Origin of the sequence: Aestuariivirga sp., from assembly GCF_047600585.1 — a bacterium.
Taxonomy (GTDB): domain Bacteria; phylum Pseudomonadota; class Alphaproteobacteria; order Rhizobiales; family Aestuariivirgaceae; genus Aestuariivirga.
This window is the reverse complement of the sequence record NZ_JASGKP010000001.1, coordinates 825,109-848,943: the sequence shown is the minus strand read 5'-3', so window position 1 is coordinate 848,943 and position 23,835 is coordinate 825,109. Positions and strand designations below refer to the sequence as shown.

Below are 23,835 nucleotides of genomic sequence, written 5' to 3'. Positions count from 1 at the left end.
GACGCCTTCCTCTCAGTGCAGGATCTGCTCGAGGAAAAGCTTGGTGCGCGGGCTCTTGGGGTTGCTGAAGAACTCCTTGGGCTCGTTCTCTTCCACGATCTGCCCCTGGTCCATGAAGATGACGCGGTTCGCCACCTGGCGGGCGAAGGCCATTTCATGGGTCACGCAGAGCATGGTCATGCCGCCCTGGGCGAGGTCGACCATCACTTCCAGCACTTCCTTGATCATCTCGGGATCGAGCGCCGAGGTGGGCTCGTCGAACAGCATGATCTTCGGGTTCATGCAGAGCGAGCGGGCAATGGCCACGCGCTGCTGCTGGCCGCCCGAGAGCTGGCCCGGATACTTCTGCGCCTGCTCCGGAATCTTCACGCGTGTGAGGAACTTCATGGCGATGGCCTCGGCCTCCGCCTTCGGCATCTTGCGCACCCAGATGGGGGCAAGCGTGCAGTTCTCCATCACGGTGAGGTGGGGGAAGAGGTTGAAGTGCTGGAACACCATGCCCACTTCGCGGCGCACGTCATCGATGTTCTTGAGGTTGTTGGTGAGCGGAATGCCGTCAACGATGATGTCGCCCTTCTGGTGCTCTTCCAGCCGGTTGATGCAGCGGATCATCGTGGACTTGCCGGAGCCCGACGGCCCGCAGATGACAATGCGTTCGCCGCGGCTGACCTGAAGATTGATGTCGCGCAGCACGTGGAACTGGCCATACCACTTGTTGACCGCCCGCATTTCCACCGCAAGCCCTGCATTCCCCGCCATGACTACCTCTTGTGACCTGTGTTGAGCTTGCGCTCGATGTACATGGAATAGCGCGACATGCCGAAGCAGAAGACCCAGTAGATGAGGGCAAGCGCGAAGTAACCGGTGTTGCCCGTCTGGGCGCTGGCCCACTTCGGATCGTTGAATCCCGATTGCACGATGCCGAGCAGATCGAAGATGCCGACAACGGTGACAAGGCTCGTGTCCTTGAAGAGGCCGATGAAGTTGTTGACGATGCCAGGGATGACGATCTTCAAGGCCTGAGGCATGACGATGAGGCCCATCATTTTCCAGTAGGGAAGACCGAGCGCGCGCGAGGCCTCGTATTGGCCCTTGGGGATCGCCTGCAGGCCGCCGCGGATCGTCTCCGCCATGTAGGCCGAGGCAAAGAGCGACATGCCGACCACGGCCTTCAGCAGCTTGTCCGGGTTCACGCCGGGCGGCATGAAGAGCGGGAACATGTTGGCCGCCATGAACAGCACCAGCACCAGCGGCACGCCGCGCACCACTTCGATGAAGATGGTGGAGAGCAGGCTCACGACAGGCATTTCCGAGCGCCGCCCCAGCGCAAGCAACATGCCGAGCGGCACCGAGGTGACGATCGCCGTCACGGCCAGCACCAGCGTGACGAGAAGCCCGCCCCACTGCGAGGTCTCGACATAGGTGAGGCCGAAGACTCCGCCCAGGAGCAGGATGAAGGTGACGATCGGATAGATGACGAAGAAGAACAGCGCGTTCGCGCCCTTGAAGGGCACGCGGGGAATGAGAAGTCCTGCGAGTGACAGCGCACCCATCAGGTAGACGAGGTTCACGCGCCAGCGCTGGTCGGCCGGATAGAAGCCATAGACCCATTGCAGGGCCTTGTCCTTGATGACGGGCCAGCAGGCCCCTGCCCCTTCGACGTTGCAGAGTTCGCGGTCCGGCGCGACATACACGGCGCGGATCAGGGCCCAGTCCAGGATGGTCCAGATCACCCAAAGCAAAATGGCGGCGATGATGACAGAGGCAACACCGCTCAGCGGCGTGGGGAACAGGCGCTCGCGCACTGCCGCCCGCCAGCCCACGATGTTGGCGGGAGCAGGAAGACGCGGAGCCTCTTCGGTGCGGACATAAGCTGTCATCTCACCGCTCCACCAGCTTCATGCGGGAGTTGAACCAGTTCATGAACAGCGAGGTCAGGAGACTGGTGGCGAGATAGACGATGAGCAGGATCGAGAAGACCTCGATCGCCTTGCCCGACTGGTTGTTCACCGTGCCGCCCGCATACATGAGGTCGGGATAGCCCACGGCAACGGCCAGCGAGGAGTTCTTGGTGAGGTTCAGGTACTGACTCGCCATCGGCGGAATGATGACACGGAGCGCCTGCGGAATGACGACGAGGCGCAGCGTCTTGGCGTTGTCGAGGCCGAGCGCATGGGCCGCTTCGGTCTGGCCGTGGCTGACGGCCAGAATGCCGGAGCGGACGTTCTCGGCGATGAAGGCGGCGGTGTAGATCACCAGCGCCAGAAGGAGCGCGATGAATTCCGGCACCAGCGTCATGCCGCCCTTGAAGTTGAAGCCCGCCAGTTCCGGATAATCCCAGGTGAGCGGCCAGCCGGCGATGAGAAGCCCGACGACGGGCGCGACGATGATGATGGGAATGGAGACGAGCCACACGGGCCGCGCCTGCCCGGTCTTCTCCTGCTCGTTCCTCGCCCAGCGGCGATAAATCCAAGTACCGATCAGGGCCGCGACGAGCATCAGGATGGCGATCCACGTGCTGTCGCCGAAGGAAGGATGCGGCATGATGATGCCGCGGTTGCTGATGAAGATGCTGTTGGCGATGTTCAGCGCCTGCTTGGGCCCGGGCAGCGGCTTGAGCACCAGCGCGTACCAGATGAATATCTGCAGCAAGAGAGGAATGTTGCGGACGATCTCGATGTAGAGCGTGGCAAAGCGCGACACGACCCAGTTCTTCGAGAGGCGCATCACGCCCAGCACGAAGCCCAGGATGGTGGTGAGGAAAATGCCGATCACCGCGACAAGCACGGTGTTGAGGAAGCCCACCCAGAGGGCGCGGCCATAGGTGGAATTGGATGAGAAGTAGACGAGCGCCGTCGAGAGATCGAAGCCCGAGGCTTGCGAGAGGAAATCGAAGCCGAAGCTCTGGTTCAGCTTCTTGAGGTTGGCCTGGGTGTTGACGACGATTTCGTAAAGGCCCCACAGCAGGAGGCCGACCACGATGATCTGGCTCAGGTAGCCGCGCAGCTTGGGATCATAGATCCAGCTTTCGCGCGGGCCCGGGGCCGTCGATGCAACAGTCCGATTGTCTGGCGTTTGAGCCGTCATGGTTGAGCAGTCAGCCGCAGGTTGCGGTCAAACAGAAACGGGGCCCGCGTTTTCACGCAGGCCCCTGTGCTCGCTTAGCGGATCGGCGGGGCGTACTGGAGGCCGCCCTGGTTCCACAGGGCGTTCTTGCCGCGCGCGATCTTCAGGTCGGTCGACTGGCCGACGTTACGTTCGAAGACCTCGCCGTAGTTACCGACCTGCTTGATGATGTTGTAGGCCCAGTCCGGACCAAGGCCGATGCCCTTGCCGAAATCATTGTCGGCTTCGGTGCCGTCGGGGTTCTTCACCTTGACCGAGAGCAGACGCTGGATCTCGGGGTTCTCCGAGGTCTTCATCTGGTCGACGTTGGCCGAGGTCACGCCGAGCTCTTCAGCATTGAGCAGCGCGTAGTAGGTCCACTTCACGATGTTGAACCATTGCGCGTCGCCCTGGCGGACGACCGGGCCCAGCGGCTCCTTCGAAATGATCTCCGGAAGAACCACGTGTTCGGCCGGGTTGGTGAACTTCAGGCGTTCGGCATAGAGGCCCGACTGGTCGGTGGTGAACACGTCGCAGCGGCCTTCCTGGTAGGCCTTCAGAACTTCCTCGTTCTTTTCGAAGGCCACGACCTTGTATTCCATCTTGTTGGCCTTGAAGTAGTCGGCGAGGTTCAGCTCGGTCGTGGTGCCGGTCTGGGTGCAGACCGAGGCGCCGTTCAGTTCAAGCGCCGACTTCACGCCGAGCTTGGTCGGCACGAGGAAGCCCTGGCCGTCATAGTAGGTGACGCCGACGAAGGAGAGGCCGAGCGTCGTGTCGCGGCTCATCGTCCAGGTGGAGTTGCGCGAGAGGACGTCGATGGAGCCCGACTGGAGCGCGGTGAAGCGTTCCTTGGCGTTGAGCGGCGAATACTTCACCTTGGTGGCATCGCCGAACACGGCGGCAGCAACCGCCTTGCAGAAGTCGACATCGAGGCCGGACCAGTTGTTGTTCGAATCAGGGTTCGAGAAGCCGATCAGGCCCTGGCTGACGCCGCAGTCGATGACGCCCTTCGCCTTCACGTCATCCAGCGTGGCAGCGCTGGCGGAGGCGGCAGCGGCGATACCGAAGACGGATGCGAGTGCGAGTTTCTTGAGTGCTTTCATTTGTTTGCGTGCTCCCTGTTATCGCGAAACCGCGAATGTACGCATTGTTTGAACTGACGTGGTGCCAGTATGACTGCAACACAAGCGCCAAAAAACTCCGGGGTCAAGCAAGAGCGGCTCGCCCGAGAGTTGAGATATCTTGCGTTCCCGGTCTGTTCCGTGGTATGGGGCGGCGATGGCCAAAGCAAATTCCCACTTCGTTTGTCAGTCCTGCGGGACCTCCCACTCCAAATGGACCGGCCGCTGCGACGGCTGCGGCGCCTGGAACTCGATCGTCGAAGAGGCGCGTGAGGCGCCTGCCTCCGGTGCCAAGGGCCAAGCGCTGCCGAAGGGCCGGGCCGGACGCCTCGTGCCGCTGGAAGGGGAATCGGCAAACCCGCCCCGCATCGAAACGGGCATCTCCGAACTGGACCGGGTGGCGGGCGGCGGCTTCGTGCCGGGTTCGGCCGTGCTGATCGGCGGTGACCCCGGCATCGGCAAGTCCACCCTGCTCCTGCAGGCGCTGGCCTCGCTGGCGCGGCGCGGCGAGCGCGTGGTCTATGTCTCGGGCGAGGAAGCCATTGCCCAGGTGCGCCTGCGGGCGCAGCGGCTCGGCCTCGAGAAGTCCCCCGTCCTGCTGGCTGCGGAAACCAATACCTCCGACATCATCGCCACGCTGAGCGAAGATGCGGTGCCAACGATCGTGGTGATAGACTCGATCCAGACCCTGTGGTCGCCGGTGATCGAGGCGGCCCCCGGCACGGTCTCGCAATTGAAGGCGGGCTCGGAGGCGCTGGTGCGCTTCGCCAAGCAGAAGGGCGCCTGCGTGCTGCTCGTCGGCCACGTCACCAAGGACGGCCAGATCGCCGGCCCCAAGGTGGTGGAGCATCTTGTCGACGCGGTGCTCTACTTCGAGGGTGACCGCGGCCACCAGTTCCGCATCCTGCGGGCGGTGAAGAACCGCTTCGGACCCACCGACGAAATCGGCGTCTTCGAAATGTCGGACGGCGGCTTGCGCGAAGTCACCAACCCGTCGCGCCTGTTCATGGGCACCGACGAACGTCCCTCGCCCGGCACGGCCGTGTTCGCAGGGATGGAGGGAACCCGTCCGCTCCTCGTCGAAGTGCAGGCGCTGGTCTCGCCCTCGCCGCTCGGCACACCGCGGCGCACCGCCGTGGGCTGGGATTCGAACTCGCCTCGCGATGATTCTCGCCGTGCTCGATGCGCGGGCCGGCGTCTCGCTCGGCCAGCACGACGTTTACCTTAACGTCGCGGGCGGTCTCAGGCTCAAGGAGCCGGCGGCAGACCTCGCCGTTGCAGCCGCCCTGCTCTCCTCGCTGTCGGACACGATCATTCCACACGGCACGGTGCTCTTTGGGGAGATTGCCCTCTCCGGAAACATCCGCCCAGTGGGCCAGACCGAATCACGCCTGAAGGAGGCCCAGAAGCTCGGTTTGAGCGATGCCGTCATCGCCGCGCAGGGCGAAGCGAAAGCGCCGAACGGGTTATCCACACGGCAGATGAACACCATTGCCGACCTCGTTGCGTGGGTTGCTTCCCGCTCAAAGGGATTACGGAGAATCGCATAGCGCAGCATGCGGTTAGCCACTATAAGGGGGCCCGATTTCCCACCCTCCAGGAATGCGGCACATGCCTTTTCAGGTCCTCGATATTATTCTTCTCGGAATCATGCTGATTTCAGGGCTTCTGGCCCTGATGCGCGGCTTCACCCGCGAGGTGCTGTCGCTCGTTTCCTGGGGGCTCGCCGCGGTGGCCGCGTGGTTCGCCTTCCAGAAGAAGCCGGGCTTCGACCTGGTGATGCCCTACGTGAACAACGACAAGATCGCCCAGGCGATCATTGCCGCCGTCGCCTTCCTGATCGTGCTGATCGTGGTCTCGGTGATCAGCGTCAAGATTTCCGACACGGTGATCGAGTCCTCGGTCGGCGCCTTCGACCGCACCCTGGGCTTCATCTACGGCATCGCCCGCGGCCTCGTACTCGTCTCCATCGCCTACATGTTCTACTCCTGGGCCAACCCGCCCGAGAAGCATGAGGACTGGATCCGCAATGCCCAGACGCTGCCGCTGATCCAGACGGTGAGCAACCTGCTCATCAGTCTCATGCCACCCGACATCGCCGACACGCTGAGCAAGACGGCACTCCCCACCAATCCCGAAGCCCCGGTGACGCCCAACGGCACCGACCAGGGCAGCACCCTCAACAATGGCCAGCAGCAGGGACTCGACAACCTGATCGATGGCACCACCAACCCGCCCGCCATGGGCGGCAGCGGCTCGAGCCAGTGAGATCACAGCAGATGATGCCCCATGACGAACTTGACCTGGACGGCGACACACTCCGCGAGGAATGCGGGGTGTTCGGCATTTTCGGCCATCCCGATGCCGCAGCACTGACGGCACTCGGCCTGCACGCCCTGCAGCACCGCGGACAGGAAGCGGCAGGCATCGTCTCCTTCGACGGATCGCGCTTCCACGCCGAGCGCCGCATGGGCCTCGTCGGCGACCACTTCTCGTCGCAGAACGTGATCGATCGCCTCAAGGGCTATGCCGCCGTAGGCCACGTGCGCTACTCGACCACGGGTGCGCCCATCCTGCGCAACGTGCAGCCGCTCTTTGCGGAACTCGCGGCAGGCGGCCTTGCCGTTGCCCACAACGGCAACCTCACCAACGGCCTCACGCTCCGCCGCCAGCTGATCGCGCAGGGCGCCATCTGCCAGTCCACCTCCGACACGGAGGTGATCCTGCATCTCGTGGCGCGCTCCCAGCGCAACAAGATCATCGAGCGCTACATCGACACGCTGCGCAGCCTCGAAGGCGCCTATGCATTGGTCACGCTCACCAACAAGAAGCTGATCGGCGCGCGTGATCCGCTCGGCATCCGCCCGCTCATGCTGGGCGAACTGAACGGCTCCTACATCCTCTGCTCCGAAACCTGTGCGCTGGACATCATCGGCGCCCGCTTCGTCCGCGAGATCGAAAACGGCGAAGTGGTGGTGATCTCGGAAGACGGCGTGGAGAGCCACTGGCCCTTCCCGCGCCAGCCAGCCCGCCCCTGCATCTTCGAATACATCTACTTTTCGCGCCCCGACTCCGTGCTGGGCGGCCGTTCGGTCTATGACGTGCGCAAGAAGACGGGCCGTCAGCTTGCCCTGGAAGCACCTGCCGACGTCGATGTGGTGGTTCCCATTCCGGACTCAGGCGTCCCCGCGGCGCTGGGCTATGCCCAGCAGCTCAACATTCCCTTCGAGCTTGGCATCATCCGCAACCACTATGTGGGCCGCACCTTCATCGAACCCACCCAGACCATCCGTTCGCTCGGCGTGAAGCTGAAGCACAATGCCAACCGCGCCATCGTCGAGGGCAAGCGCATCGTCCTCATCGACGACAGCATCGTGCGCGGCACCACCTCGGTGAAGATCGTGCGCATGATGTACGAGGCCGGCGCCAAGGAAGTGCACATGCGGATCGCAAGTCCGCCGATCAAGCACCCGGATTTCTACGGCATCGACACGCCGGAGGAAAAATCGCTGCTCGCCGCCACCCATACGCTGGAAGAAATGCGGGACTATATCGGCGTGAAGTCGCTGGCCTTCATCAGCGTCGACGGCATTTACCGCTCGGTGGGTTTCGAGGGCCGCAACAATGCCCACCCGCAATTCACCGATCACTGCTTCACCGGCGAATATCCAACCCACCTGACCGATCACGTGGGCGAAAGCGCCAAGCAGCAGCTGTCGCTCCTGGCCGAAGCAGGCTGATCCGATGACGAAGAGACTTGAAGGCAAGATCGCCCTGATCACCGGCGCATCGCGCGGCATTGGTTTCGAGACCGCCGTTCACCTCGCCAGGGAAGGCGCCCACATCATCGCCACCGCCCGCACGCAAGGCGGGCTCGAGGAACTGGATGACGCGGTGCGCGCCGCAGGTTCCAGCGCCACGCTCGTGCCGCTCGACGTGCGCGACTACGACGGCATCGACCGCCTGGGCGCTGCCATCTTCGAACGCTGGAAGAAGCTCGACATCTTCATCGGCAATGCCGGCGCCCTCGGCAAGCTCACGCCGCTCGCCCATCTTGATCCCAAGGTCTGGACGGAAGCCATCGAGGTCAACATCACCTCGAATTACCGTTTCGTGCGCTCGCTCGATCCCCTCTTCCGCAGCGCCGAGTGGGCCCGCGTGATCTTCGTCACTTCCGGCCTTGCCTTCAAGTGCACGCCCTATTGGGGCGCCTATTCCGTCGGCAAGGCGGGACTTGAGGCGATCATGCGCACCTATGCGGGCGAGATGGCCACCACCAACGTGCGCACCAACTGCTTCTCGCCCGGCGCCACCCGCACCAAGATGCGCGCCACCGCCATGCCCGGCGAAGACCCGCTGACGCTGCCGACACCGGAAGAGGTCTCGGCCCAGATGGTGGCCATGTGCCTGCCCGACTTCACCGACAACGGTGGCGTCTGGAAGTACGACCCCAAGGGCCTCTTCAAACAGTTCTAGCGCAACGGACGATCAAATCGGAACGATTTGAGAGAGGAAAGTTGCGCCAGAAAATTGGCTTGGCGCATCTTTCGCTTCGCAAGTGGTGTCCACTTGCTCGCACGATGCGCTGATCTATTTTTCTTCGTAAGGATTCTTGCCGCCGCGCAGCGAGAAGCGGATCGGCACGCCATCGAGGCCGAAGTCGGCGCGCAGCCCGTTCATGAGATAGCGCAGGTAGCTTTCCGGCAGCTTGTTCAACTGGTTGCCGAAGATGGCAAAGGTCGGCGGGCGGGCATTCGCCTGGGTGGCGTAACGAATCTTGATGCGGCGGCCCGACGGTGCAGGCGGCGCATTCCGTTCCAGCGCCCCTTCCAGCCAGCGGTTCAGCTTGCTGGTGGTGATGCGGATGTTCCAGCGGCGGTCGGCATCGAACACCGCCTTCATCAGCTTGTCGATGCCGCGCCCCTGCATGGCCGAGAGCGTGACGACGGGCACGCCGCGGATTTCCGGCAGCACGTCTTCCATCTTGCTGTTCACTTCGCGGAGCGTGCCGGTCTTGTCCTCGACTGCATCCCACTTGGAGAGCGCCAGCACCACGGCGCGGCCTTCGCGCGCCACCAGATCACAGAGCGTCAGGTCCTGGCGCTCGATGGGCAGCGTGGCATCGATGAGCACGACTACGCATTCGGCAAAGCGGATGGCGCGGAGCGCATCGGCGACCGAGAGCTTCTCGACCTTCGCCTGCACCCGCGACTTGCGGCGGATACCGGCCGTGTCCCACAGCTTGATCTCGCGGCCCTTCCACGACCAGTCATTGACGATGGCATCACGTGTGATGCCCGCTTCCGGCCCGGTGAGCATCCGCTCTTCACCCAGCATGGCGTTGACCAGCGTTGACTTGCCGGCATTGGGCTGGCCGATGATGGCAAGCTTCAGCGGACGCTTCGGGTTCTCGCCCTCTTCGTCTTCCGCATCTTGCTCTTCTTCCGCGTCGTCATGGGACTGCTTCTTCGCGAAGGGCGCCAGCGCTTCATAGAGGCCATCGAGGCCCTCGGCATGTTCCGCCGAAATGGCGATGGGTTCACCGAATCCGAGGCTGTGCGCTTCGCCGAGCCCCGGCAGTGCCGCCTTCGACTCCGCCTTGTTGCCGACGAGCAGCACGGGCTTTCCGAGCTTGCGCACGCGCTGGGCGAATTCACGGTCGGTGGGGGTGACGCCGGCGCGCGCATCCATGACCAGCAGGATCACGTCGGCGAGTTTCGCGGCATCCATGCTCTGGGCGCTCATGCGCTGGGCGAGTGAGCCCTTCGCAGCATCATCGAGACCCGCGGTATCAAAGAGACGGAAGTGCAGATCGGCAATGCGCGCCTCGCCTTCGCGGCGGTCGCGGGTGACGCCCGGCGTGTCGTCAACAATGGCGATCTTCTGCCCAACCAGTCGGTTGAACAGCGTGGACTTGCCGACGTTGGGCCGGCCCAGAATGGCAACGGTGAAAGTCATCAGCCGTCGTTGAAGATGCCTTTGTTGACCGGCTTCTTGGCCGGCGGCACGCAGTCAGGGTCAGCGTTCGGGTCGCAGGCCGTAGCGGGCTGCGTGGTCTGCTGCTGCACGGGCGCAGGGGCGGGCGGCGGCGTGGTGCCGGCAGCCGGCGGATTGAGGTCCTCGCTCTTCGCCGTGTACTGGTCAGGCGTCAGGATGTCCTCGCGCTGGCCCGGAAGAACGGTGTCGTTGGTCTGGCCGGTGAGCTTCTTGAAGGAGCTGCAACCGCCAAGCACGGCGGAAACAGCAAGCAATGACAGCAGTGACCGGCGGTTCATGGTGGGCCTCACGACTTGGGCAGGTTGGGCGCAATGAGCTGCACCATGACCTGGGCGCGCTGGCGCATGGCGGGTGCCGTGTCAGGATCGGAGAAGATCATGTTCATATAACGGTCGGCGGTGAGATAGTCGCCGGCACGCCAGGCGGCGAGGCCCAGCACTTCGCGGGCCTGGTTGCGCCAGATGTTGCCATCCTTGTCGAACTGGCCGACGCGGGCCTTCAGGTCGTCCGGCTTGGCGGTGTCGACGAGCAGGTAGGCAGCACGGATGCGGGCGAGGTTGGCGAAGAGCGGATCGATGGTGGCATCCGCCGCAATGGCGTCATAGGCGGCAACCGCCTTCTCGGGATCGCCCTTCTGCGCGAACACGGCAGCTTCCTCCAGACGGGCAAGCTGCGTGTATCCGGAATGGTTCACGGCCTTGAGGGCGGCGAGCGCGTCATCGAACTTGCCATCGCCGGCCTGCTTCAGGGCGGCGGAATAGACGACCGCGGCCGCCTCGGACTGGGTCTGCTGATAGTACTGCCAGCCCTTGAAGGCGGCGACCGCCGCAACAACCGCCACCGCAAGGCCGGTGAAGACATTGCCGTAACGGTTCCAAATCTTCTTGTATTCATCCGCGCGGACTTCTTCGTCCACTTCCCGGATCAGTGATTTATCTGACACGATCGTATCCTGGCTTCGCCGCAGTTGGTTGGGGGCCTATCCGAGGCAGGCGGCCAAATCAAGGCATATCGGCCCCGCGGGTCCCCCGGCCCTCAAGCCTCCGCGACCCGGAAGGCCCCGATCAGGCCCGCATCCGAACGCTCGGCAATCAGGCTCTGGATGGCCCAGGGACCGGGGTTGTCGGCCACCAGAAGGAGCTTCGCTCGGCTTTTCTCGGGGATCACCGCCGTATCGCCCCAGCCTTCGCCTTCGACGGGCTGGCCGTCCCGCTCCACGACCTTCCAGACATGGCCGTGGATGTTGAGCGGCTGGGGGAAAGCCGTGGTGTTCTGGACATCGAGGGCGATGGCCTCCCCCTTCCTGGCCTCAAAGATGAAGGGGCCACCGAGGCCCGCCACACCGTTCATGGACCAGGCCAGGCCCTTTTCCAGCAGCTGCCGGAGTTCGAGGGTGAGTTCGCCAACCCGGGCGCTCTTGAGGCCGCCGTTCTCGCCCCCGGCGAGCAGGAGCGGCACCACCCGGGGTTCGCCTGCAGGCACGGCCGGAAGCGGATTGTCGGGAAGCCTGAAATCATCCTGCAGAGCGGCTCCGGCCTCCCCCTGCCCCATGAGGTAAACCGCTTCGACCACGTCCTGCCCGAGGTCGAGGGAGATGATGGCCTGATCGAGTATGGTGACGACCAGCATGTCGAGCCGCTGGCCGGGTGCCAGCGTGAGCGGGTCGAGGCCGGGCGGCCGCGGCGTCACGGGCTGGCCGTCCTCGGCGATGATCAGCACATCGACATTGCGGAGCTGCAGCGTGAGGGTGCGGCTGTTGCAGACATTGAGGAGCCGGAGCCGCGTGGGCTTGCTCCGCTCCACCGCATATTGAGGGCGGTAGGTGCCGTTCACGGTGAACCAGTTGCCGGGCCTGCCCCGCCCGATCGCCGCTTCGAGATTGCCGAAGGACTGGTCCATCTTGCCCTGGTCGTCGAGGATCCAGTCATCGAAGATGAGCGGTACATCGGCGAAGGCGACAGGCGGGTTCGCCTCTTCGACGATGAGCATGCCCGAGAGCCCCATGTCGCGCTGGCGCGAGGCATTGACCAGTGGCCCGAACCAGAAGGTGCCGGCATCAGGTGGCGTGAAGACGATATCCGTGGCGTTCGCGTCACCCGGCTGCACCGGCACGGTCATCATCTCATAGCCGCCGCGCACGCCGAACAGATGAAGCCAGATCTCTTCTTCCAGCTTGTTGTTGAAGCGGAGGCGATACTCCTGCCCCTGCTTTGCCCGCAGCACCGGCAGCTTGCCTTCGGTGCGGAAGAACCAGATATCGGTGGGCGCGATCTCGCGGCCCATGAGGAAGCGCTTGGTCTTTTCAGCGGAGAGGAAGGGGCCGGCCGGCGGAATAGGCAGTGCCTCCTCCGCCCTGACGCCGCGCGCCAACAGGCCAGCAGAAGCCATGGCTGCCATTACCCGCCGACGGTTGGGACGCCACCTTGTCATGATCGCCGAGCATAGTCTGATTCTCGGCTTTTTGTGGATGAGGCGTTGCGCCTACTCCTTGACGCCGTAGGTGTTGTCGGGACCCGGGAAGGCGCGCGTCCGCACATCCTCCGCATACATTCCGATGGCGCGGTCAATGGCTTCGCCGATCTTGCCGAATTCCTTCACGAAGCGGGCCACGCGCGGCGAGAGGCCGAGCATGTCTTCCATCACGAGGATTTGTCCGTCGCAGGAGGCAGACGCGCCGATGCCGATCGTGGGGATGGAAACCTGCTTGGTGATCTTCGCCGCCAGCGGTTCGGCAATCGCCTCCAGCACAACGGAGAAGGCGCCGGCTTCTGCCACCACGCGGGCGTCTTCCTCGATTGCCGCCCACTCCTCCACCTTGCGCCCCTGCGCCTTGAAGGCGCCCAGCACATTGATCGACTGCGGCGTGAGGCCCACATGCGCCATCACGGGGATGCCACGCTCGGTGAGGAAGCGGATCGTCTCCGCCATGCGCTTGCCGCCCTCGAGCTTGATGGCACCGCACTCGGTTTCCTTGACCACGCGGGCGGCATTGCGGAAGGCCTGTGCCGGGCTTTCCTCGTAGGAGCCGAAGGGCATGTCGACCACCACGAGCGATTTCCGGGCACCCCGCATGACGGCGCGGCCGTGCATGATCATCAGATCGAGCGGCACCGGCAAGGTCGATTCAAAGCCGTGCATCACCATGCCGAGGCTGTCGCCCACCAGCAGGAAATCCACATGCTTGTCGGCAATGGCGGCGGTGTGGGCGTGATAGGAGGTGAGCGCCACGATGGGCGCCCCGCCCTTGCGGGCGCGGATGTCGGGGGCGGTGGTGCGCTTCTGCGGCGTATGCTGGGACATGATCGTCAATACTTACCCCGCCAGGCGCGGCCCCGGCAAGGCGGCCCCAGCGAATTCGCCACAGTCGTTAATGGAGGGACTTACTGGGCGAAACTCGAGATATCGAGCACCGGCACGCCGATGATGGCGCCATGGAGCTGGGTCATCAGCGCATAGAGCGCCACGCCGAAGATCACCGACATGAAATTGTGGCCCTGTCGTTCCACGCTCGGTTCCCGCACCGTGAGGCGCGAAGCGAGGAAGGCATGCAGCAAGGCGGCAAAGGCAAGCCCGACGATGAAGGTGACGGTCCGCACCTCGCCATTGGCCATGACATGGCCCGCCGCCCAGAACAGCACGGCAATCGCCATGGGATAGCGCAGCGTGTTCCGCCACGAGCCGCGCGCAAGGAAGATGCCGACGAAGATGAAGGCGATCAGCGTGAAGAGGAAATTGGCGTGCCTGCCCCACTCCGGCGGAACATAGAAATCGCCGCCGCCGGCGTTCCGCATGGCCCAGATGCAGGCTGCCAGCAGCACGAGCGTGGCGATGCCGTACACCGCCCCATAGGCCTTGCCGAGAGCGCCCTTCGCTGCCGCCTTGGCGCGCGGAATGGCGGGGATGACGTGAACGGCAGTGAAGAGGATCAGGAGAACGATAAGGAGCAACATCAGACGACAGGAACCTGCAAGACATAAGGATGGAAGCCGAAGAGCAGAACGCCGTAGACCAGCGCTCCGCCGACGACTGCGGTGATATCAGACCTGAGGCGCGGTTCAAACACTGCCACCTTGCCGCGGGCCAGGCTGAAGACGATGTCGAAGAGCGCAATCGCAAGGAGCGATGCGAAGATCACCACAACCGACGTCTCGCCATTGGCGAGGAGATGGCCCACGGACCAGAAGGCCACGCCCAGCGACATGGGGTGCTTCACGAATTTCTTGATATAGCCCTTGCCATGCGAGGCAGCGATCAGGATGAAACCGATGAGAACGAGCAGCATGGTGGCGTGCTTGGCCCAGGGCGCAGGGTCATAGAGGTTCGCGGCGGTGGCGGGATCACGGTAGGCCATGATCAGCAGCACAAGGCCGATGAGGGTGATCACCGAGTAGAGCCCGCGCCATGGTCCTGGGCGGAATATTTCCTTCAGCTGGTCGCGCAGGCCCGGCAGCAACGTCGAGAACAGATGCGGTCCCACGAACAGAACCACGCCCAGCCACAACTTTCCCATCTCGTCCAACTCCATGAATTATGCGCAGATTTTGCCTCAAAAGCTTTGCCACGAAAATGGCACAACCCCTTTCGAATACTGCGACGGATCGCAATTACCACATGTACTCATCGGGGGGAGCGTGATAATGGGACATTCGATCACACGGGAACGTGAATCAAAGAACAATGTGATTTCAGGGGTTTAAGGACATGAAGCCAACACTTATCCTGGTGGGTGCCGACAAGGGCGGGGTCGGCAAGACCACGGTGTCGCGGGCACTTCTCGACTATTTTGCCCGCAAGAACATCTTGGCGCGCGCCTTCGACACGGAAAATCCGCGCGGTTCTCTGCATCGCTTCTATCCCTCCATCACCGAAATCGTGGACCTCGGAAACGTTGCGCACCAGATGCGCATCCTCGACACCATGGAAACGGCGAACGTGCCCGTGACCGTCGTCGACCTGAAGGCCGGCAACCTCTCCTACTCGCTCGATCTCTTCGAGCGCATCGGCGTTCTCGAAGCGGCCCGCAACGGCATGTTCAACCTCGGCCTCTTCCACGTGGTCGGACCCTCAATCGCCTCGCTCGATGAAATCGGCGAGATCGCGAAGTACCTGACCGGCATCGAATACGTCGTGGCGCGCAACTTCATCAACGAGACGAACTTCTTCGAGTGGGACGAAGCGACCTACCGCAAGTACTTCTCGCAGATCGCCAAGACGCAGGAAATCAACCTGCCGAAGCTCAACGAAATGGCCTACGAGCAGGTGGACGTGGCTGGCGTGACCTTCAAGGATTTCGTCGACAACCGCGCCGCCGACGGCAGCCAGGGCAAGTTCTCCTTCGTGCTGCGCGGCTACGTGCGCAAGTGGTGCGCCGAGATCGACAGCGAATTCCAGCACGTGAAGATGCTGCAGGATGTGCTGACGGGCGCCCGTTGACACCCTTCGCTTTCGTGACCTGAGAGGCAACCGACGTGGCGACAAGCCCCACGGTTCACGTCGTCTGTTCCGACCAGCACCGCAACGGCAAGACTTTGCTGGCGCGGGTGCTGGTGGATTTTCTTGTGCTCGACGGGCGCGATCCCTTCTGCATCGACACGGATGCGCCCGATGGGCCGCTGCGCTCGTTCTTTCCGGGGCGCACGGCGCTCGCCGACTTTGCCGCCATCCGCGGGCAGATGAAGCTGTTCGATACCATCCTTGCCTCGCCGGGCCGGGACTACGTGATCGATCTTCCGGCCCGCCACACCGAGCGATTTTTCCAGGCGGCCCGCGATCTCGACTTCTTCGCCGAGTGCAAGAAGACGGGCTACCGGGTTTTCGTCTTCTTCATCGTCGACAACAGCTTCACCTCGCTGAAGGCAGCCTATGCACTCCGCGAGGAAAAGGGCATCGATCTCTTCATTCCGGTGCGCAACATGATGGTGCGGAGCAACTGGCCGGAGAATGAAGGCGCACTCACCATTCCCTTCCTCGCAGCACCCATCGCATCCGCCATTTCAAACCGCCGCTTCTCGCTCCGCGAATTCGTGAACGGCGATCCGCAGGGCCTTGCGCCCGACATGGTGGTTCTGCTGCAGACCTTCCTCTATGAGGTGCTGAACAGCCTGAGCGGGCTCGAGCCTATGCGCGCGATCAGCGGCAAGGGCCCCCCGCCCCAACTGGACCAGGGCTGATCCCCATACCTCAACCCTGAACGCAGCGGCCATTCTTGTCGCGGAACATGCCGTCCGGACAATCCTGCTGATCACCCTGCACGTTGGGCCGCTTGCGCGGGATCAACTGCTGCAGGATCTCGGGATTGATCTGCGGGTTCAGGCGGCGGATCGGCGGCGGATCATTCGGGCTGAAATCACCGCCGTCATCCGGACCGTTCTGCGGCTGCGGACGGCGCAGGCGTTCACACTGCTGGCTGCGCTTGTTGTAGAAGAAGCCATCCGGGCAGCCCAGCGGAATGGCCGGCCGGCCGATGCGCTCGCAGCCACCTTCGCCATCCGGGCGCATGCCCTTCGGACACAGCGGCTCGTCAGGGATGTCGATGCAGCTGCCATCCTTGCCGCGCACGGTGCCTTCCGGACACTTGCGCTGGATGGTGATGCAACGGCCATCGGCATTGCGCTTCGTGCCTTGCGGGCAGATGTCGACGCAGCGGCCCTTGAAGGGCTCGGTGCCCTTGGCGCAGCCTTGGCGTTCCGGCACGCAACGGCCGTTGGCATCGCGCTTGGTGCCGAGCTTGCAGATGTCGACGCACTGGCCGTTCACCTCTTCCTGACCCTGGCGGCAGCCCTGGTCGACCGGCACGCAACGGCCATTCTCGTCACGCTCTTCATTGTCGGCGCAGACCGGCATGCACTGGCCACGGATACTCACGGTGCCCTGCGGACAGGTGCTTTCCGGCGGCTGGCAATTGCCGTTCTCGTCACGCTTGTAGTTGTAGGGGCATTCCGGATCGCGACAGCGGCCACGGATATCCGGGTACTGGCCATCGGGGCAGCGCTGCGGCACGCAATAGCCGTAGCGGTCGCGCTGGGTTCCGGGTTCGCAGACCGGTACGCAGCGGCCGTTCTCGTTGGTGAAGCCTTCGTCGCAGGTGGGCGGCGGCGGCACGCAACGGGTGGGATAGCGGATGTCGCGATAGGTTCCGGGAGGACACTGCGGCAGGCAGACCCACTTGTAAGTCACCGGCCATTCGCCCTGCGGCACGCATTTTCCGGTGCGCAGGTCACGCGTGTAGCCCTGATTGCATTCGCGGCCATAGGCGAAGGTGCAGCGGCCGTTTTCATCGCGATAGAAATTGTCCGGGCACTGGAATTCGCAGCGGCCCGTCTCGGAGGAATACTCCATGCCATCCGGGCAGCTGTCCTGATTGCGGATGCGGTCGTAGTCGGGAATGCAGCGGTCAGGATTGCGCAGGTCGCGCACGTAATTCTCGGGGCATTCCGGCAGCGGCACCTGGTCATAGCCTTCCGGGCAGCCATGCTGACAGGGTGGCAGGCAGAGGCCGGGAATGCCGGGATAACGGCTGTATCCCACTGGGCAATCGGGCAGGCAGTAGTCGTCATAGAGGTGGAAGCCGGAGGGGCATGTCGGCTGCCCTCCTCCGCAGGATGTGCCGCAGCAGCCGCAGGTCGGGCATCCACAGGACTGGCCCTGCTGGAGACAGACCTTCGCATCATCGGCAAAGGCCAACTGCGGTGGTGCAACAGTGACCGTGAACACAAGCCAAAGGCTCGCGAAAACAACTGCAAAGCGCGCTGTCTGCAACAGCGCCCGCCCAACGATGCCGACCATGCCTCAAGTCCTCCGGACCAAGGCCCCCGCGCCACGCTAACAGAGAAAAATCTGCGCCGGAAGTCCCTCCCTAACGAGCAGTGGAGAAAGATCGGCGGCGCTCACATCCTGTTGTAGTTGTCGACGAGCTGGTTGTAGTCGCGGATGAGGCGCGGCTGTGAGCCTTCGATCATCCAGCCTGCGCCGGGCTGGCTCAGCATCATCAGGTCGCCTTCGCTGAAGCCTTCCTTGTCGCGCACGCGGCGCATCAGGCCCTTGGCGGTGACCAGCACATCCTTGGCGCTGCTCAGGTAGAAGCTGTCGATCTTGCCTGCGCCCTCGCCGTCATTGAAGGCTTCGAGATCCTTCAGCGCCTGTTCGTATGCGGCGATCTGCTGCTGCACTTTTGGCAGGTCCATCTTCTTCATCTCGACATCGGTTTCGAGATGCATGAGCGTCTTCGCCTGCAGGAAGGTGTTCATGATGTGGTAGCGGGCCTTCTTGCCCTCCGTCTTCTCCACGTTGGCAAGCTCGGCCAACTGGCGCTCGTCACCGATCTTGGCGACGATGCCGCGAAGTGAGGCATCGGCCTTTCCGAATTCATCCCAGGCGGCCAGCAGCTTGGGGTGCATCTCCTTGCCCTTGGCGAACTTGTCGTCGCGGTAATTCTCCTGCTCGTAGTAATCGTCGGCATCCTTGAGCAGCGGCTCCAGCGCCTGCACCGCCTTCACGTAAGCCTCGCTGGCGGTCTCGATCTCCGGCTGGGCAGGCGCCACCGCCTTGGCATCGGAGACGCCCTTGGCGCAGTCACCGGTCTCGTAGATCGTGTAGAGGCCGAGCACATTGCGCGGCTTCTTCTTCATCTGGGCCTTGTCGCCGGCCCAATCGACATAGCGAGAGCGGGACTCGTAGGCGCGGTCGGAGAGGCGGTTGATGCAGGCGATGGCCGCCTGAAGCTTCTGCCCCACGGCGGCATCCGGATCATTGGTGGTTTGCGCTCCCGCCGGCATGGCAAGGAGCAGCAGCGAAACGCTCGCGGACAAGAACAACGAAGAACGGGAAAGCGGAACGATCGGGCGCATTGTCACCTCTGCCGGAACCTGCGGTTACGTGATCGCCCCTCGCCGTCAGACTATGGCCGTTTCCCGGGCTTGGCAAGCCAAGCGCGGACTTACTCCCACTCGATGGTGCCGGGCGGCTTCGACGTAACGTCGTAGACCACGCGGGAAACACCCTTCACCTCGTTGATGATGCGGGTGGCGGTGCGGCCAAGGAAGCCCATATCGAAGGGATAGAAATCCGCCGTCATGCCATCGACGGATGTGACGGCGCGGAGTGCCAGCACCCGGTCATAGGTGCGGCCGTCGCCCATCACGCCCACGGTCTGCACCGGCAGCAGCACGGCGAAGGCCTGCCAAATCACGTCGTAGAGTCCCGCCTTGCGGATCTCGTCGAGATAGATGGCATCCGCCTTGCGCAGGATGTCGAGTTTCTCGCGGGTGACGCCACCCGGCAGGCGGATCGCGAGGCCGGGCCCCGGGAAGGGATGGCGGCCCACGAATTTGTGAGGCAGGCCAAGCTCATACCCGAGCTTCCGCACCTCATCCTTGAACAGCTCGCGGAGCGGCTCCACGAGCTTCATGTTCATGCGTGCGGGCAAGCCACCGACATTGTGGTGCGACTTGATGGTGACGGAGGGGCCACCGGTGAAGGAGACGCTTTCGATCACGTCCGGATAGAGCGTGCCCTGCGCAAGGAAGTCAGCCCCGCCCAGCTTCTTTGCCTCGCGCTCGAAGACATCGATGAAGAGCTTGCCGATGGTCTTGCGCTTCTTCTCCGGGTCCATCTCGCCTTCCAGCGCCGAGATGAACTCGTCGCTCGCATCCACGAGGACAAGGCGCAGATTGTAGTGCTCACGGAACATGGCGACGACATCCGCCGCCTCGTTCTGGCGCATCAGGCCGTGGTCCACGAGAACGCAGGTGAGCTGGTCGCCCACCGCCTCGTGAATGAGGAGTGCGGCGACCGAGGAGTCGACGCCGCCCGAGAGGCCGCAGAGCACCCTGCCCTTGCCCACCTGGGTGCGGATGCGCTCGATCGCTTCCTGGCGGAAGGCGGCCATGGTCCAGTCGCCCTTGCAACCGGCGATGTTGACCACGAAGTTGCGGATGAGCTTGGCGCCATCGGGCGTGTGCACCACTTCCGGATGGAACATGGTGGTGTAGATGCGGCGGGCCTCGTCCGAAGCGATGGCGAAGGGCGCATTCTCGGAAACGGCCTTCACGGTGAAACCGGCGGGGAGCTTGGTCACCCGGTCGCCGTGGCTCATCCACACGGGGTGGCGCTCGCCCACCTTCCAGAGGCCCTCGAACAGGGCGCTTTCGGATTTCACCTCGATATCGGCGCGGCCGAATTCGGCGGCATGGCCCCCCTCCACGACGCCGCCCAGCTGCACGGCGGTGGTCTGCTGGCCGTAGCAGATGGCGAGAATGGGAAGGCCTGAATCGAACACCACCTTGGGGGCGCGGGGCGAGCCGTCACGGGTGACGGAATCCGGTCCGCCCGAGAGGATCACCGCCTTGGGCTTCATGCGGTGGAAGGCAGCTTCGGCGCTCTGGAACGGGATGATTTCGGAGTAGACGCCCATTTCGCGCACCCGCCTGCCGATGAGCTGGGTGACCTGGGAACCGAAGTCGATGATGAGGATCTGGTCGTGCTGGGCTGTCATGCGGGGCGGATAAGGCAAGCCGCCGGAGTCTGCAAGTCCGGTCTCACAGGCTTGCGGCCACGTCCCACAGGAGTTTCACGTTGAGGGCGATGATGATGGCGGCGATCACCGCCGATACCGCCGTAAGCCACCCCGGCGAGGCCAAGGGCCCCATCTTGGCCCGGTCGCGGGTGAACATGACCAGCGGCACGATAGCGAAGGGAAGCTGGAAGGCGAGGATCACCTGGCTGAGGATCAGGAGCATGCCCGTGCCCTCTGCCCCGTAATAGAGGGTGACCAGCGCCGCCGGGACAATGGCCACCATGCGGGTGATGAGTCGGCGGAGCCAGGCCGGCAGGCGGAACTGCAGGAAGCCTTCCATGACGATCTGGCCCGCGAGCGTGGCTGTGACGGTGGAACTGAGGCCGCAGCAGAGGAGTGCGATGGCAAAGAGCTTGGGGGCCAGCAGCGAGCCCACCAGCGGCTCCAGCATGCCGTGGGCCTGGGTCAGGTCGCCCACGTTCACGTGACCCGCCTTGTGGAAGGTGGCCGCCGCGAGGATCAGGATCGAGGCATTGACCAGCAGCGCCAGCATCAGCGCCACCGTGCTGTCGAGCGTGGCGAAAGTGAGCGCCTGACGCTTCTCCGCGTCGCTCTTGCCGAAGGCGCGGGTCTGCACGATGCCGGAATGGAGGTAGAGGTTGTGCGGCATGACGGTGGCACCGATGATGCCGAGCGCGAGATAGAGCATGTCCGGATTGCGCACGATCTCGGTGGTGGGGGCAAAGCCGCGGATCACCGCACCCCACTCCGGATCGGCAAGCGCGATCTGCACGAAGAAGCAGGCGAAGATGACGCCGAGCAGGCCCACGATGAAGGCCTCCACATAGCGGAAGCCGAGGCGCTGCAGGAGCAGTACGAGGAACACATCGAGCGCCGTGATGATCACGCCGAGTTCGAGCGGAATGCCGAACAGCAGGTTGAGGCCGATGGCCGTGCCCACCACCTCGGCAATGTCGGTGGCGATGATCGCCACCTCGGCAAAGATCCAGAGGATGAAGGAGACGGGCCGCGGGAAGGCATCGCGGCAGGCCTGCGCCAGGTCGCGGCCCGTGCCCACGGCAAGGCGGGCGCAGAGCGATTGCAGGATGATCGCCATGATGTTCGACATGAGCGCCACGACGAGCAGCGTATAGCCGAAGCTGGCGCCACCGGCGATCGACGTGGCCCAGTTGCCCGGGTCCATGTAGCCCACGGAAACGAGATAGCCCGGACCGATGAAGGCCAGCGCGCGGCGGAACCAGTTGCCCTGGTTGCGCACGGGAATGCTGCGGAAGACGTCGGAGAGCGACGGCTCTCCCCGGCCATGCAGCCAGCCCTTCGATACTCCGTTGTCGGTCGCGTCCGTCATGAATTTAGCCTGTGCTAAACATGGAATTTAGCATTGGCTAAACCTGAGTCAATGGGCTAGATTCAGGACCGTGATGTCCAAGACCCGCACCAGCAAGGCCCGGTTGCAATCGGCTGCCTTCCGCCGCACCCGTTCCGATCATTCGAAGGAACTGGCGGAGGATTACGTCGAGCTGATCGCCGACCTGATCGACGAGCGCGGCTCGGCCCGCGGCACCGATGTGGCGCTGCGCCTCGGCGTGGCCAACGCCACCGTGGTGAAGATGCTGAAGCGGCTGCAGGACATGGAACTCGTCACCCAGGAGCCTTACCGCCCCATCACGCTCACCGGCGAAGGCTGGTTGCTTGCTGAAACGGGCCGGAAGAAGCACCAGATCGTGGAGCGTTTCCTGCTCGCCCTCGGCGTGGGCGAGGAGACGGCGCGGATCGACTCCGAAGGGATCGAGCACCACGTGAGCGACGAGACGCTGCGGGCCATGGGCCGCTTTCTCGCCCGCCAGATTTCCTGAGACCAAGAGGATTGAACGATGCGCACGATGTTTGTGATTGCGTTGCTGTTGGCCGCCCACCCTGCCCTTGCCGCTGAGGCGTCGCTGAACTTCGACACGGCGAAGCTTTGCCAATGGCAGCATGACAACAACTCCATGGACGTTGCGGAATGCACGGCGATGGAAACGGCGGCCGAAAAGGACATGCCCGCTCTCGAAGCCAAGGCCGACGCCAAGCGCAAGGACGAATGCACCGCAGAAGCGCAGAACTATTCGGGTGACTCCGGCTTTGCGAGCTATACCGTGTACACGAGCTGCCTCAAGAGCGGCCCCGGCGGACTTTGATCAGTTGCGCGCGGGCCTGCCGTTCAGCACCAGCATGAGGGCGAGGCCCGCATACATGAAGGCCTCGCGCCAGAGGATCGGCAGGTAGCCGTCCCACAGCGATTCCGCTTCGCCGAAGAGGAATGCCGTGATCGCCGCGTTGCGGGGCGAAGTGAAGCCGCCAGCGGCTGCAATGAACAGCACCTTGATGCCGTAGCTCAAGCCTGCCCCGAAGCTCATGTTGCCAATGTAGATGAGGGTGAGGAGCCCGCCTGTCATGGCGAGAAGGCCTGAGGCAAAGGCGGTGAAAGACACGACCCGCTCCACATTGGTGCCGAGCAGTGCTGCCGCGACCGGCTCCTCCGCCACGGCACGGATGGAGCGGCCAGCCGATGTGGATCGCAACACGTATTCGCTGCAGGCCAGCAGCGCCAGCATGGCGATGATGTTGATCACCTGGATCAGTGATACCTGCGCCCCCATGCCGAGCTGGAAGGTGGTGGCGGAGAGCGGCGGCAGCCAGTTGTCACGGCCCTCGGCACCGATATGCACGCCCTCCATCAGCACGATGGCGATGGCGAGCGTCGTCACGATCATGGCATTGGGCGAGCGCTGGGCGAAGCGCGGCACGACGACGAAGGCGAAGGCGGCGAGCACCGCCGCCGAGAGCACCACCGACGACAGCAACCCGAAGAGGATCGACGACGCAAAGGTGAAGATGAGCGCGTTGTATCCAAGTTTGGTGCCCATCACCAGCACCTGCCCCGAGAAGGCGAACAGCGACCCGTGCGCGAGATTGGGCCGCGGCACAACCTGGAACAGCAGCACGTAGCTGTAGGCCAGAAGGGCATAGACCATTCCGTTGTGCAGTCCGCCGACCAGGATCTGATAGAGATAGCTCACGTTTTCCGCCGCCTGC

General features: G+C 63.6%; 23 protein-coding genes and 1 pseudogene. 8 read left to right on the top strand and 16 right to left on the bottom strand.

The window, feature by feature from the left end; all coding sequences use genetic code 11:
- Positions 1–12 precede the first annotated feature (12 nt).
- From QM801_RS03920 to QM801_RS03905, 4 genes are all read right to left on the bottom strand, one after another.
- On the bottom strand, positions 13–759 hold the full coding sequence (locus QM801_RS03920) for an amino acid ABC transporter ATP-binding protein (protein WP_415017905.1): 747 nt from the start codon (positions 757–759) through the stop codon (positions 13–15).
- 2 nt (positions 760–761) lie between these two features.
- Complete coding sequence (locus QM801_RS03915) at positions 762–1,880, bottom strand: amino acid ABC transporter permease (RefSeq protein WP_415017904.1); 1,119 nt, start codon at positions 1,878–1,880, stop codon at positions 762–764.
- A gap of 1 nt (position 1,881) precedes the next feature.
- A complete protein-coding gene (locus tag QM801_RS03910; RefSeq protein ID WP_415017903.1) occupies positions 1,882–3,087 on the bottom strand; it encodes an amino acid ABC transporter permease in 1,206 nt (401 codons plus the stop codon).
- 74 nt (positions 3,088–3,161) lie between these two features.
- Positions 3,162–4,208, bottom strand: coding sequence for an amino acid ABC transporter substrate-binding protein (locus QM801_RS03905; RefSeq protein ID WP_415017902.1), 1,047 nt, complete (start codon positions 4,206–4,208; stop codon positions 3,162–3,164).
- A gap of 175 nt (positions 4,209–4,383) precedes the next feature.
- On the opposite strand from QM801_RS03905, the pseudogene radA reads away from it, so the two are divergent.
- The 4 genes and pseudogenes from radA to QM801_RS03885 all read left to right on the top strand — a co-directional run bounded on the left by radA (position 4,384) and on the right by QM801_RS03885 (position 8,702).
- A pseudogene (radA, locus tag QM801_RS03900) lies at positions 4,384–5,776 on the top strand (DNA repair protein RadA).
- Positions 5,777–5,837: 61 nt separating this feature from the next.
- Complete coding sequence (locus QM801_RS03895) at positions 5,838–6,494, top strand: CvpA family protein (protein ID WP_415017901.1); 657 nt, start codon at positions 5,838–5,840, stop codon at positions 6,492–6,494.
- Positions 6,495–6,505: 11 nt separating this feature from the next.
- Positions 6,506–7,966, top strand: a complete 1,461-nt coding sequence (gene purF / locus QM801_RS03890; RefSeq protein ID WP_415017900.1) for an amidophosphoribosyltransferase — start codon at positions 6,506–6,508, stop codon at positions 7,964–7,966.
- A 4-nt stretch (positions 7,967–7,970) separates the two neighbouring features.
- Positions 7,971–8,702 (top strand): SDR family NAD(P)-dependent oxidoreductase, encoded by a 732-nt coding sequence (locus QM801_RS03885; RefSeq protein WP_415017899.1) that lies wholly within the window; start codon positions 7,971–7,973, stop codon positions 8,700–8,702.
- A gap of 114 nt (positions 8,703–8,816) precedes the next feature.
- Here QM801_RS03885 and der read toward each other — a convergent pair whose 3' ends face one another.
- The 7 genes from der to QM801_RS03850 form a co-directional block, all read right to left on the bottom strand.
- The gene (gene der / locus QM801_RS03880) at positions 8,817–10,184 is read right to left on the bottom strand and encodes a ribosome biogenesis GTPase Der (protein ID WP_415017898.1); all 1,368 of its coding nucleotides are present in this window, start codon (positions 10,182–10,184) and stop codon (positions 8,817–8,819) included.
- Positions 10,184–10,501: a hypothetical protein gene (locus tag QM801_RS03875; RefSeq protein ID WP_415017897.1), complete on the bottom strand. Its 318-nt coding sequence runs from the start codon at positions 10,499–10,501 to the stop codon at positions 10,184–10,186. Before QM801_RS03875 ends, der begins: the two co-directional genes overlap by 1 nt.
- 8 nt (positions 10,502–10,509) lie before the next feature.
- A complete protein-coding gene (locus QM801_RS03870) occupies positions 10,510–11,166 on the bottom strand; it encodes a tetratricopeptide repeat protein (RefSeq protein WP_415017896.1) in 657 nt (218 codons plus the stop codon).
- 92 nt (positions 11,167–11,258) lie between these two features.
- A complete protein-coding gene (locus QM801_RS03865; protein WP_415017895.1) occupies positions 11,259–12,611 on the bottom strand; it encodes a multicopper oxidase family protein in 1,353 nt (450 codons plus the stop codon).
- A 93-nt stretch (positions 12,612–12,704) separates the two neighbouring features.
- Entirely contained in the window at positions 12,705–13,523 is an 819-nt protein-coding gene (panB, locus tag QM801_RS03860; protein WP_415017894.1) for a 3-methyl-2-oxobutanoate hydroxymethyltransferase, read from the bottom strand.
- An 80-nt stretch (positions 13,524–13,603) separates the two neighbouring features.
- Positions 13,604–14,173, bottom strand: coding sequence for an NnrU family protein (locus QM801_RS03855; protein ID WP_415017893.1), 570 nt, complete (start codon positions 14,171–14,173; stop codon positions 13,604–13,606).
- Positions 14,173–14,733, bottom strand: a complete 561-nt coding sequence (locus tag QM801_RS03850) for an NnrU family protein (protein WP_415017892.1) — start codon at positions 14,731–14,733, stop codon at positions 14,173–14,175. The genes QM801_RS03855 and QM801_RS03850 overlap by 1 nt, the downstream gene beginning before the upstream one ends.
- Before the next feature lie 191 nt (positions 14,734–14,924).
- Here QM801_RS03850 and QM801_RS03845 point away from each other — a divergent pair, with 191 nt between their 5' ends.
- Together QM801_RS03845 and QM801_RS03840 are read left to right on the top strand one after the other, a co-directional pair.
- On the top strand, positions 14,925–15,656 hold the full coding sequence (locus tag QM801_RS03845; protein WP_415017891.1) for a hypothetical protein: 732 nt from the start codon (positions 14,925–14,927) through the stop codon (positions 15,654–15,656).
- A 35-nt stretch (positions 15,657–15,691) separates the two neighbouring features.
- The gene (locus QM801_RS03840) at positions 15,692–16,393 is read left to right on the top strand and encodes a hypothetical protein (RefSeq protein WP_415017890.1); all 702 of its coding nucleotides are present in this window, start codon (positions 15,692–15,694) and stop codon (positions 16,391–16,393) included.
- A gap of 10 nt (positions 16,394–16,403) precedes the next feature.
- Here QM801_RS03840 and QM801_RS03835 read toward each other — a convergent pair whose 3' ends face one another.
- The 4 genes from QM801_RS03835 to QM801_RS03820 all read right to left on the bottom strand — a co-directional run bounded on the left by QM801_RS03835 (position 16,404) and on the right by QM801_RS03820 (position 22,105).
- Positions 16,404–18,008, bottom strand: a complete 1,605-nt coding sequence (locus QM801_RS03835; protein ID WP_415017889.1) for a hypothetical protein — start codon at positions 18,006–18,008, stop codon at positions 16,404–16,406.
- A gap of 101 nt (positions 18,009–18,109) precedes the next feature.
- A complete protein-coding gene (locus QM801_RS03830; RefSeq protein ID WP_415017888.1) occupies positions 18,110–19,069 on the bottom strand; it encodes a YiiG family protein in 960 nt (319 codons plus the stop codon).
- An 89-nt stretch (positions 19,070–19,158) separates the two neighbouring features.
- Complete coding sequence (gene guaA, locus QM801_RS03825; RefSeq protein ID WP_415017887.1) at positions 19,159–20,715, bottom strand: glutamine-hydrolyzing GMP synthase; 1,557 nt, start codon at positions 20,713–20,715, stop codon at positions 19,159–19,161.
- Between the two features lie 43 nt (positions 20,716–20,758).
- Complete coding sequence (locus tag QM801_RS03820; RefSeq protein WP_415017886.1) at positions 20,759–22,105, bottom strand: Nramp family divalent metal transporter; 1,347 nt, start codon at positions 22,103–22,105, stop codon at positions 20,759–20,761.
- A 73-nt stretch (positions 22,106–22,178) separates the two neighbouring features.
- On the opposite strand from QM801_RS03820, the gene mntR reads away from it, so the two are divergent.
- Positions 22,179–22,613 (top strand): manganese-binding transcriptional regulator MntR, encoded by a 435-nt coding sequence (gene mntR / locus QM801_RS03815; RefSeq protein WP_415017885.1) that lies wholly within the window; start codon positions 22,179–22,181, stop codon positions 22,611–22,613.
- Between the two features lie 18 nt (positions 22,614–22,631).
- A complete protein-coding gene (locus QM801_RS03810) occupies positions 22,632–22,937 on the top strand; it encodes a hypothetical protein (protein ID WP_415017884.1) in 306 nt (101 codons plus the stop codon).
- Here QM801_RS03810 and QM801_RS03805 read toward each other — a convergent pair whose 3' ends face one another.
- On the bottom strand, positions 22,938–23,819 hold the full coding sequence (locus tag QM801_RS03805) for a branched-chain amino acid ABC transporter permease (protein WP_415017883.1): 882 nt from the start codon (positions 23,817–23,819) through the stop codon (positions 22,938–22,940).
- Positions 23,820–23,835: the final 16 nt, after the last annotated feature.